At 59.9% G+C, this 9,968-nt stretch carries 16 protein-coding genes; 11 read left to right on the top strand and 5 right to left on the bottom strand.

The genetic code is table 11. The features are described from left to right. Window positions 1–18 precede the first annotated feature (18 nt). Both B6S01_RS20825 and B6S01_RS20820 read left to right on the top strand, forming a co-directional pair. Window positions 19–294, top strand: a complete 276-nt coding sequence (locus B6S01_RS20825; RefSeq protein ID WP_037467949.1) for a hypothetical protein — start codon at window positions 19–21, stop codon at window positions 292–294. Further along, window positions 287–730 (top strand): hypothetical protein, encoded by a 444-nt coding sequence (locus tag B6S01_RS20820; RefSeq protein ID WP_037467948.1) that lies wholly within the window; start codon window positions 287–289, stop codon window positions 728–730. Before B6S01_RS20825 ends, B6S01_RS20820 begins: the two co-directional genes overlap by 8 nt. Before the next feature lies 1 nt (window position 731). On the opposite strand, the gene B6S01_RS20815 is transcribed toward B6S01_RS20820, so the two are convergent. Beyond that, entirely contained in the window at window positions 732–1,097 is a 366-nt protein-coding gene (locus B6S01_RS20815) for a helix-turn-helix domain-containing protein (protein ID WP_037467945.1), read from the bottom strand. Between the two features lie 11 nt (window positions 1,098–1,108). Next, the gene (locus B6S01_RS20810) at window positions 1,109–1,411 is read right to left on the bottom strand and encodes a type II toxin-antitoxin system HigB family toxin (protein WP_021226795.1); all 303 of its coding nucleotides are present in this window, start codon (window positions 1,409–1,411) and stop codon (window positions 1,109–1,111) included. 602 nt (window positions 1,412–2,013) lie between these two features. Between B6S01_RS20810 and B6S01_RS20805 the strand changes: the two genes are divergently transcribed. The 3 genes from B6S01_RS20805 to B6S01_RS20795 are packed head-to-tail and all read left to right on the top strand — an operon-like array spanning window position 2,014 to window position 3,374. Next, on the top strand, window positions 2,014–2,658 hold the full coding sequence (locus B6S01_RS20805; protein WP_062793240.1) for a helix-turn-helix domain-containing protein: 645 nt from the start codon (window positions 2,014–2,016) through the stop codon (window positions 2,656–2,658). Window positions 2,659–2,693: 35 nt separating this feature from the next. Continuing rightward, window positions 2,694–3,092 carry a hypothetical protein gene (locus B6S01_RS20800; RefSeq protein ID WP_081570640.1) on the top strand — a complete coding sequence of 133 codons (399 nt, stop codon included), beginning with the start codon at window positions 2,694–2,696 and terminating at the stop codon, window positions 3,090–3,092. A 3-nt stretch (window positions 3,093–3,095) separates the two neighbouring features. Then, window positions 3,096–3,374 (top strand): hypothetical protein, encoded by a 279-nt coding sequence (locus B6S01_RS20795; protein ID WP_037467942.1) that lies wholly within the window; start codon window positions 3,096–3,098, stop codon window positions 3,372–3,374. Window positions 3,375–3,482: 108 nt separating this feature from the next. Here B6S01_RS20795 and B6S01_RS21880 read toward each other — a convergent pair whose 3' ends face one another. Next, entirely contained in the window at window positions 3,483–3,902 is a 420-nt protein-coding gene (locus B6S01_RS21880) for a hypothetical protein (protein WP_062793242.1), read from the bottom strand. A gap of 165 nt (window positions 3,903–4,067) precedes the next feature. Between B6S01_RS21880 and B6S01_RS20785 the strand changes: the two genes are divergently transcribed. The 6 genes from B6S01_RS20785 (at window position 4,068) to B6S01_RS20760 (ending at window position 7,820) form a co-directional block, all read left to right on the top strand. After that, complete coding sequence (locus B6S01_RS20785; RefSeq protein ID WP_006473457.1) at window positions 4,068–5,423, top strand: IS1380-like element IS1247 family transposase; 1,356 nt, start codon at window positions 4,068–4,070, stop codon at window positions 5,421–5,423. A 269-nt stretch (window positions 5,424–5,692) separates the two neighbouring features. Continuing rightward, window positions 5,693–5,995 (top strand): YciI family protein, encoded by a 303-nt coding sequence (locus B6S01_RS20780; RefSeq protein WP_037467959.1) that lies wholly within the window; start codon window positions 5,693–5,695, stop codon window positions 5,993–5,995. Window position 5,996: 1 nt separating this feature from the next. Next, window positions 5,997–6,626, top strand: coding sequence for a glutathione S-transferase family protein (locus tag B6S01_RS20775; RefSeq protein WP_037467957.1), 630 nt, complete (start codon window positions 5,997–5,999; stop codon window positions 6,624–6,626). Between the two features lie 7 nt (window positions 6,627–6,633). Next, window positions 6,634–7,257: a glutathione S-transferase family protein gene (locus tag B6S01_RS20770; RefSeq protein WP_037467955.1), complete on the top strand. Its 624-nt coding sequence runs from the start codon at window positions 6,634–6,636 to the stop codon at window positions 7,255–7,257. A gap of 36 nt (window positions 7,258–7,293) precedes the next feature. Then, window positions 7,294–7,557 carry a nitroreductase family protein gene (locus B6S01_RS20765; RefSeq protein ID WP_081570369.1) on the top strand — a complete coding sequence of 88 codons (264 nt, stop codon included), beginning with the start codon at window positions 7,294–7,296 and terminating at the stop codon, window positions 7,555–7,557. After that, window positions 7,542–7,820, top strand: a complete 279-nt coding sequence (locus B6S01_RS20760) for a hypothetical protein (RefSeq protein WP_081570370.1) — start codon at window positions 7,542–7,544, stop codon at window positions 7,818–7,820. The genes B6S01_RS20765 and B6S01_RS20760 overlap by 16 nt, the downstream gene beginning before the upstream one ends. A gap of 473 nt (window positions 7,821–8,293) precedes the next feature. On the opposite strand, the gene B6S01_RS21230 is transcribed toward B6S01_RS20760, so the two are convergent. Together B6S01_RS21230 and mobQ are read right to left on the bottom strand one after the other, a co-directional pair. Further along, window positions 8,294–8,605 carry a hypothetical protein gene (locus tag B6S01_RS21230; RefSeq protein WP_148648509.1) on the bottom strand — a complete coding sequence of 104 codons (312 nt, stop codon included), beginning with the start codon at window positions 8,603–8,605 and terminating at the stop codon, window positions 8,294–8,296. A 2-nt stretch (window positions 8,606–8,607) separates the two neighbouring features. Beyond that, window positions 8,608–9,819 carry a MobQ family relaxase gene (mobQ, locus tag B6S01_RS20755; protein ID WP_037467950.1) on the bottom strand — a complete coding sequence of 404 codons (1,212 nt, stop codon included), beginning with the start codon at window positions 9,817–9,819 and terminating at the stop codon, window positions 8,608–8,610. Window positions 9,820–9,968: the final 149 nt, after the last annotated feature.

Raw genomic sequence — 9,968 nt, 5'->3', positions numbered from 1 at the left:
ACAGCGAAAGGATTGACCATGGCTGCTCCAACGCCAGAGGCTATCGAAACCGCCCGTCGCAAGGTCCAGCAGGCCAAGGCCCGGTTGCAGGCATTGGAAGCCCGCGCCGCTACCCTGAACCGCAAGGCCGATGCCCGCCGCAAGATCATCCTTGGCGGTTTGCTCCTCGATGCCGCCATGAAAGACCCCGCATGGGAATCCCACCTCAATGACCTGATGAGCCGGATCAGCCGCGATCAGGACCGGAAGACGTTCGAGGGCTGGACCTTCAAGGGTGGCCCCGCCGATGCCTGATCCCTTCGACCCTGCCGAGTTTGATGCTCCCCCTCCCTCCGATCCCGGCGCAGACTATCGCACCCTGCTCGACGCCATGCGCAAGGCCGGGGCCGAAGGGGTCGCCCAGCAGGTCGCCGCACTGGCCCAGAAGATCGAGCAGGACGCCCACCAGCGCGCCGAATGGACCGCACAGGCAGGCGTGGGGGTCAATGCCCTCCACCGGGCCGCTGGGGAACTTCAGCGGGTCAGCGCAGGGGTCTGGTGGGATCGCCTGAAGGAATGGATCACCGCCGCCCTCATCGGGCTGGGACTGATCTTCGCCGCGGCCCTCGCCTATCGCTGGGCGCAGGAACCCAAGATCGAGCGCCAGCTATACGGATGCACCGCCAAATGGGACGCCAAAGCCCAGACGTGCAAAGGAAAGTGGGTGCCCCTCTACGAGCAGCAGCCCTGATTTAGCGCGATAATTGATATTCGCGGACAAGGATCGATGCAGGGACATGCCATGCCCGTTCGATTTTGCGGATCATGTGGAGGGTCAGCCCCCGCTTGCGGGCCAGAACCTCGGTCGCGCGCGATTGCCCGATCAGGGACGCCAGATCGGCGCGGGTGCGCCCTTCCGCCTCCATGGCCGCTTCAATCGCTTCCACCGGGTCCAGCTTGTCGACCGGCCACCGCTTCCGCTCATATTCATCGACCAGGGTTGCCAGCACATCGAGACGATCCTCGTCCGCGCTGCCCGCTTCCGCGCTCCAGAGAGCGCGGATTCCATCGACCGCCGCCCGATGGTCGTCATCATTCCTGATAGGTCTGATATCCATTTGCCTGTCCTTCAAAACTGATCGACGGTCGCGGCGTCGATGCGGTCATATTCAGCATGTGTCCCAATAAACTTTATGAAAGCGATCCCTCGCCGGAAATGGAACGCAACGATCATTCTATGATCGCCGCCCGCCACTTCAAATCTAACCCGTTCCGCCGTCACCGTTTTTGCTTTTGAAAAATCGGCCATGACTTCGATTGTCGAAGACCAGTCCGCATTTTCTGCAACCTCTAGCCAATGTGTCAATGACGCACGGGTCAGGGGATGCGTCGCGAAATAGGCTACGATGTTTTTGCGGGCGATGATCCTCATGAGCAGGCTATGTCATTTCCCATTATGGGAAACAACCCCTTAATTCCCATATTGGGGAAGCTGTAGAAACTGGCATCAGTCCGGTTTCCCTTCTGGTGCCCGTCAGGGCACGCCAAGCCCTTGGATCGCACAAGACTGCCCCCAACCGCTCCCCTGCGCTCTACGAGCCGGAAATCGCCTTCTACACCCTCTGATAGCCAATTGGGGCCTTGCAGCCTTGCACAACGTGGAAGGAGTAGGATTCCTATCCGAGTACACCCAACGCGTGCCGCGACTAGCGGTACTCATTGTTCACTTTTTGTTCTGCTCTAAAGGGGTTGCTTCGCCAGCGCTTAAGTCCGCGCTTGCACCCCCTTTAGATTACATAGAAGGGGCGGAAAAAACACATAACAAAATCAACGAGTTAGCAGGGGGGGGTGCGTCACCAGCTATGACGCACCCCTGCGTCACCAGCTATGACGCACCCCTGCGCCATCCTTGGCAATCTATTTACACTCTATGTCCAATTTATTGACTTGAAATGGGTCGAATAAACCGCCATCCGTGTCAAATTATTGGACAAGGATGGCGCACCCCTGCGCCATCTGCGGAGGGTTTTGAAAATGTCCGAGTTGGTGAAGCGACAACCACCAGGCCACTGGGTTCAAACAGAGCGGGCAGCCCATGAAGCATGGGCTAGTCTGATCGAGAAAGCCCCTAAAGCTGCCCAGCTAATGCACATCCTAACCGCACGAGTTGGTGAGCATAATGCTGTTGTCGTAAGTCAAAAGACCTTGGCAGCATTGATGAAATGCAGCCGTCGCACAGTTCAACGCGCCGTGGATGTTTTAGCCGAGGATCGTTGGATAGAGATACGTCAGATTGGGGAAAATGGCACCGTAAATGCCCACATCATCAATGATCGGGTAGCATGGTCGGGTAAGCGTGACGGCCTGCGCTACTCGCTGTTCAGTGCTGCGGTCATCATATCGGAAGCGGAACAACCTGACTTTGAGGAACTGGGCCAACAGGCGCCGCTCCGCCGTTTGCCATCATTATTCCGAGATGAGCGCCAATTACCAAGCGGCCCCGGCACTCCCCCGCCAGCGCAGCCATTCCTTGACGGTATGGAACCAGACTTGCCTGCCACCCAACAGCCGGAACCTGACCCAGCGATGCAGGAGGAACTCTCCCAGCTAGTCACGGGCCTAGGTAACAAACTCCGTGCATCCGATACATCGCCCGATGATGATGCAACCGGTATATAGATACTATACAGGACAACTTAACAGCGAGTGACACTATGAGTATCACCCTAAGAGAAGCGTCGGAAAAGGTCGGTGTCACCCGCCAAACGCTCATGAAAGCAATCAAGACAGGCCGTGTTTCTGGACAAAAATCAGATAATGGCGAGTGGCGGATTGAGCCTGTCGAACTGTTCCGCGTATGGCCCCCTGTAAATGAGGTGCAGCAACCTTTACAGCCCGATATAACAGGTAGTGACACCCCCGGTTTACAGGCTGAAAACAGGCTGTTGCGTGAGCAGGTTGCGGAACTGCGTGAAGAACGGAACGCTTGGCGAGAACAGGCGCAACGGCTTGCCCTGACCGATCAGCGCGCTGCCCCTCAACCTACTCCACAGCGCGGTTTCTGGTCGCGCCTGTTCAGCCGCCAGGGCGACAGCCCTAGCGGCGAGGAATAAACCATGGATGCTCCAACCGGCCCTTTATGGTCCCAAAAGCAGGCCATTGCCTATGAGGTCGCGCTGGAGGCCATCAACGATGTGATCGCGGGATATAGTGAACAGATCGCGCTAGAGCAGACCCATCCCGCGCCGAACACAGCCCGAATTACTTGGCTGGAAATGCGAACCGATCAGGCCGTTTCAGTCCACCACTCGCTTAACGTGTGCGATGACGGCAACGTGCAGCAGGTAATTTCAGAATTTAGTGCCATCGTCCGCGCAAGGGATGAAGGGCGCTGATCCTAATGGAACCTGTCGCAAAACGCCTGATTTTCGTCACCTTGCGTCGCCGTCTTTCCCAAAAACGATCGTGTTTCGAGAAGCGCCTAAGCTGACACCTTCCCGATGTTATGACACCCGCTTGCAGTTTGGCGTGTCGATGCTCGTCGCGCCCTTCGCGTCGAACCACACCGTTCCGTTCGACACCATCGCCAATCCGTCATGAACGAACATCTCATGCGGAACGGCCAGCTTCAAACGTGACAGGAGGCATGGTGTAAATATCTCATCCCAGCGTCGGAACAGCTCTTGCCTGGTGCGGATTAGACCCCGGCGGCTACCGATGTTCAAGGGAAATGAAGTCGCCGATGCCGCTTCATTTTTGTTGCCGGACAGCGCGCCGTCTATGAAGTGTCGCGCTCTTGCCTCGAACACGTTCGCCGATTCCTTCGTTACATCCTCGTACCGGCTGGCCCCTTGCGGCCCACCGATGAGATTGATTCCGAGCTTTACCGGCAGCGTCGTTATGCCCTTTGTCCATGTTCCCACAAGCGACGTCGAATTATAGAATGTCAGAGGCGGTTTCGATGCCGGGCTGACGCTCTCGAAGTGTAGATTAACCCACATTTCCCAAGTAAGGCGCTGATTTCGCTGTCCTGACCATTATATTTCCTATATAAAACATGGTGTTGAAGGCTGCGAGGGGCGCGTTTCATGGATCACCCAGAGGGTGCGGGCTTGCAACGGGCAGATCGGGTGGATTTCGACCCTCGCGTGCGGCTGGAATTTCGCGGCACGCAGCTCAGTTCCGACGGCGGCCTTCTGGTGATGCGCGAGCTTGATGACGCGCTCGGGTTGTCCGATTTGGCGTCAGCGGCGCTGCGCGATACTCGCTCTGGCAAGAACACGGTCCATCGGCTCGACGGCCTGTTCCGGCAATCAGTCTTTGGGCGGCTGGCCGGATACGAGGATGTCAACGACGCCAACCGTCTCGCCTGCGATCCGGTCATGCGCCAAGTTGTCGGCGGCAGAGCGGTCGATGCACAAGCGGCCTCGGCATCGCAGATGGGACGGTTCGAGACCGAGACGCTGGCTCTGGCCGGGAACCGTGCCGCGCTGGCCGACCTGAACGGGCAATGGATCGACCGGTTCCATGACCGTAACGGGCTGAAGTACATCGTTCTGGACATGGACAGCTCGGTCAGCCCGACCCATGGCGACCAGGAAGGGTCCGCCTGGAATGGCCATTTCGACTGTAGCTGCTATCACCCCAACTTTCTGTTCAACCAGTTCGGGATGCTGGAACGCTGCGCCCTGCGCCATGGCAACGTCCACAGCGCCGATGGCTGGCGTGATGTTCTCGACCCCGTCATTGCGCGCTACGCGGAGCGCGACCTTGGTGGCAGGTTCTTCCGGGCCGATGCTGCCTACGCGATCCCGGCGATCTATGAGCGATTGGAAGAAGCGCGGTTCTTCTACGCCATCCGGCTGCCCGCAAACGCGGTCCTCAAGGACAAGATCGCGCATCGGCTAACGCGCCCTGTCGGGCGGCCGTCACTGACCAAGGTCAAGCGGTTCTTCGAGGAATTCGAGTATCAGGCGGCGTCCTGGGACAAGGAACGCCGGGTGATCGCCAAGATCGAATGGCATCCGGGCGAACTGTTCCCGCGTGTCGGCTTCATCGTCACCAACCTGCCGATGGAGCCGGACTGGGTGGTGCGGTTCTACAACCAGCGCGGCACCGCCGAGCAGCACATCAAAGAGGGCAAATACGCCTTTCGCTGGACGCGGCTGTCGTGCCGGAAGTTCCGCGACAATGAGGTGCGGCTGCAACTGCACGCCCTGGCGTACAACCTGGCCACCTTCTTGCGCTGCATCGAGCTGCCCGAGGCCATGGCCGACTGGTCGTTGACCAGCCTGCAACTGAAGCTGATCAAGATCGGGGCACGTGTGGTCCGTCACGCCCGCACCATCACCTTCCAGCTGGCCGAGGTCGCTGTCACCGGCACGATGGTACGCGCCATCCTCGCCGCTATCCGCCGATTGCGAGCGCCACCGCTATGCGCATGATCGCGATCCACGCTCAAACTGAACGAAAGCGGCTGGACAGATCTGTCCGCTGCGCTGAAAAACGCCGCCCCTGGGCAAGGAAACAGCGGCTTCGCGGTCTGATCCGTCCAGATCCAGCAGTCTGCGCGACCGCAGGTGCCGCTTGCGGCAGAAAATCCTTGTCTAGCGCTCGGATACAGGCGATCTTCACCTCAAACGACACGCCACTTGGGGAATGCAGGTTCTACACGCTCGACTATCGGTTTAACCTGCACCCGGTGGCTTGACACATGTACTTCGTTCTTCAGGCGATGGACCGCCCGGACGCGGGTGATATTCGCGCGCAAACGCGCGAGCGCCACGTGGCTTATATGTCGGGCGGCGAACTTCCGGTTCGGGTCATCCTTTCCGGGCCATTGATGGACGAGGCGGAGGAGAAGGAGGTCGGCTCGCTCATCGTGGTTGAAGCTACGAATCGGCACGATGTCGAGGAATTCTCCCGAAATGATCCCTACCGAAAGGCCGGGCTTGTCGGTGCGATCTTGATCTTGCCGTGGCGCTGGACCCGCGGCAACCCCGACCGGAGGAACTGATATGACCTTGCAGCTTTTTACCTGGCAGACGCCGAACGGGCGCAAGATTTCCATCATGCTCGAAGAGCTGGGGCTGGGTTATGAACTGCGGCCGATCAACATCCTAAAGGATGAGCAATTCTCGCCGGACTTTCTAGCGAAGAACCCCAACAACAAGATCCCTGTGATCGTCGATCCCGATGGCCCCGGAGGTGAGGAACTGGTGCTCTTTGAGTCCGGCGCCATTCTGGTTTATCTGGCACAGAAATACCGAAGCGAGCTACTGCCGTCCGATCCACGCGCGCAGGCAATAACCTTGCAATGGCTGATGTTCCAGATGGGCGGCGTGGGCCCGATGCTTGGGCAACTCCATCACTTTCGCAGATATGCTCAAGACCAGGAATATTCGCTCGGGCGCTACCAGAAAGAGGTGGAGCGAATCTACGGCGTGCTTAACAAGCGGCTGCAAGATTCAGCTTATATCGCGGGGGACGGGTATACTATCGCCGATATCGCCACCTATCCCTGGCTCGCGCGCAACCCGCTTCACAACATCGATCTTGAAAAGGTACCAAATCTCAAGCGCTGGTACGATCACGTTGGTGCACGCCCCGCCGTGCAACGCGGAATGAACATACCGGAAGCAGGTTGAGAGAGTCATGCTTCGAGTTTTAGGAAGGCGCAGCTCCTCCAATGTCCAGAAGGTCCTCTGGCTCCTGGACGAGTTGGATATACCGTTCAGCCAGGAAAATTTCGGCGGCGAATTTGGCGGGAACCGCGACCCGGAATATCTTGCCGTGAATCCCAATGGCGTCGTGCCGACGTTGATAGACGAAGGCAACGCGATCTGGGAATCCAACACCATTCTCCGCTATTTGTGCAATTCGCGCGGACCCACCTCGCTTTATCCCCAGGACCCGATCGACCGGGCAATGGTCGAGCGCTGGATGGACTGGCATCTTGCCGCCTTGAACAAGTTCATGTCACAGCTTTATATCGGCATCGTCAAAACTCCGGAAGCCGAGAGAGACCTGCAGGCTTTAGACCGGGCGCGCATGGAGTCGCAGCGCTGCTTTGCGCTACTAGACGATGCCCTTGCACAAAATTCCTACCTTGCTGGCGATGCATTTTCGCTCGCCGATATTCCCTGCGGAATCATGGTCTATCGCTGGATAGCTCTCGGGTTCGCCAGGGATTCGGAGCAGCCCAATCTTCGTAGGTGGGCCGACCGTCTCGCGGAACGGCACGCCTATCGCAAGAACGTCATGGTCGGCCTTGGCTGACCGGAATCAGAAATCAAACAAACGGAAGGGCTGCCAATGACGGTTGCTGACGAGAAAACCCTGGAAATCCTCTTCACAGAGGCACGTTCTCAGAATGGCTGGACCGACCAGGTGGTAACGGATGCGGAACTTCAGGAGGCATATGATATCGCCAAATGGGGACCGACCTCGATGAATATCCAGCCATTTCGGGTGGTATTCCTGCGCTCTCTTGAGGCAAAGGAGCGGCTCAAACCCGCGCTGAAGCCGGGCAATGTCGAATTAAGCGTTGACCCGTCATCACCATGCAGGACAAGATGATCCCCATCCATCCCGCCGGTGAGTCCTATGTCGATGGGGTTCCGTGCGTAGAAGTAGTGGCCGGCGACGAACTCGGTGTGGTTCCTCACCGTCATGTGTGCGCCGACGCCATACGGGCCAATGGACCCGTCCAGGCCCTCCTCGTCGACACCGGGGACCGCAGCGCCATGCTCGATTGCCGTGCTGGAAGTGTCGGTCATCTGACCGGCATCCTGCCCTATGATCTGTTTCCCGGCGATAGCTTGCAGCCTCACAGCCGGTGAAACAGTCGGATTATCCGGGTAGCTATGCCCGTCATAGCGCAAGCGCGCCTCATATCCGCGAACGATGCCTCCACCAGCGACCATCACTCCCAGATCACGCCACCCATGCGTAGTTGTCGCCAGAACGCGAACGGGGGGGCGGGCGACGGAGATATCGGTGATTTCCCGGTAGCCGGTCGGCGTCATGGCCAGGACGTAAAGGTCGCATCCCCCGCTGCCGCAAAGGTCGGCTTTGCCGCCGCCTTCAGACGTGGCCATTGCGTAGATCAGCGCCTCCGGCTTCTTGTCCCCGTCCAGGTCCGCCAACGCGACGGTGTAGCGCGTCAGCTTGTGATCCCGGATGAAGGCCGCGACCCCGGAAGGCGCTGTTGGAGCTGCCATCCCTGCGGCCGTAATCAGGCCGGCGATTGTAGCTGCGGAATAAACGGCCAGACGCTTCAAGACAGCCTCCACCACAAAATGTCGCGACGCGCTCATGCGCCAATCGTTTTACCTTGCCTATGCGTTCCCGTAAACGAACCTGTAATGGGAATCCGGCCACGCCGATCGCGCTGACGGCCGCACCTGGGCTTCACTTTCCCAAAATCTGTTCCCGATTGCTGATTCCCAAAATGCTTCAGCGGACATGGAGAAATGGGAAAGTTTGGAGCGGCGAAAAACACATGAATCCGCGCATGGCTGACCGGCACACTCACGACCGCGCCGCCGCCGCGATCTGGCTGCACGAAAAACCCTGCCGGATTGGGAATATGCACGAAAACCCCGATTTCAGGGTTTTCCGTCATCCTCATCGGCTCATGCCACGATCACGTTGCAGGACCAGCTCGCGCTCATGGAGCAACTGGCCCACCGCGCGCGCCATCTGGGGTTCGCGCTGGATCCGCTCGATGTAGAGATCCTTCGTGTGCTGGTTCGCTCCGTTATAGGCATCCACCGCCTTGCGGAGTGCCTCCGGGGTCGCCTTCCAGTCGCTATTATGGTCGCCATAGCCATGGCCGCCCGCCTCGCGCTTCCCGGCAATGGTCCTGAACTTCTCCGCCACCTTCTCACGGTCCTGCGCCTGCTGGCGTTCCTGTGCCTGCTCACGGGTGCGCTCGGCGACAAGCCGCTCCTGACGCTGCGCCTCGGCTGCATCGCGCCGATCGCGATCGACCGCGCCGCTCAAGGTGGCGGCGAACGCATGCAGCCTGCCCGATATCCGCAGCCCTGCATCGCGCAGCCACTCGGTCCCCCGCTCGATATACTGGCGCAGGCCCCGCTGCTCGATGACGCCGGCGTTGTGCTGGCCCACCATCGTTACCGGCTCATAGGCCCGCCCCTCCCGCATGGCCTGATGCTCGGCACGGCGTTCCATCGCCGTCGCGCTCGGCCCCATATGCACGGTCGCCTCCTGCTCGATTCCGCGCCGCTGGTGGCTGCGATGGTCCACCCGCTCCGGGACGTTCGCCCGTTCCAGCGCCGCATTCTGCATCTCGGCCCACCGGCCACGCCAGCGCTCGATCTCCCCGCTCGTCTTCTGGTCCAGTTCGCGGGTCTTCGCGCCCAGCCCTTCCGGGCCGATCCGCCGCGTCGTCGTCAGCAGATGGGCGTGGTGGTTGCGATGGTCGCCCTCGCGACCTGGTGCGTGGATCGCCACGTCCACCGCCACCCCATGCCGCTCGCTGATCTCCCGTGCGAGGCCCAGCGCAAGCTCGCGCCGCGCCTCGGCCGACAACTCGGCGGGCAGTGCGATTTCATATTCGCGGGCGACGGTCGAGTTCTTGCGCGTCTCTGCCTGCTCGGCGGCGTTCCAGAGCACGGCCCGGTCACTGGCCCACGCCGGGGCGTCGGCGGGCACGACAAGGGCGTTATGTTCGACGCCCTGCTTGCGGGTGTAATCGTGGACGAGGCCGGTGCGCTCGTCCGTGATTTCTACACCCGCACGATAGGCTGCCGCTGCCGTCGCGCTGCGACCGGCGGAACGGCCTATCGTCTTCACCGCAAGATGGAAACTCGCCATCGCCGCGCCCTTGCTAGCCATGCGGGAGCATGGCGCGGGCGACAGCCCGCTGGGGTTCAGGGGTATCCCCTGACGCACGCAAACGCAAGTTTGCATAAGTGCGCCCTTCCTCTCTTTCGCTCGGTCGGGTCCGGTGCTATCAGTATCGC

Origin of the sequence: Sphingobium herbicidovorans (genome assembly GCF_002080435.1) — a bacterium.
Classification (GTDB): Bacteria; Pseudomonadota; Alphaproteobacteria; order Sphingomonadales; family Sphingomonadaceae; genus Sphingobium; species Sphingobium herbicidovorans.
The sequence above is the reverse complement of the archived record's forward strand: the minus strand, read 5'-3'. Positions and strand labels throughout refer to the sequence as shown.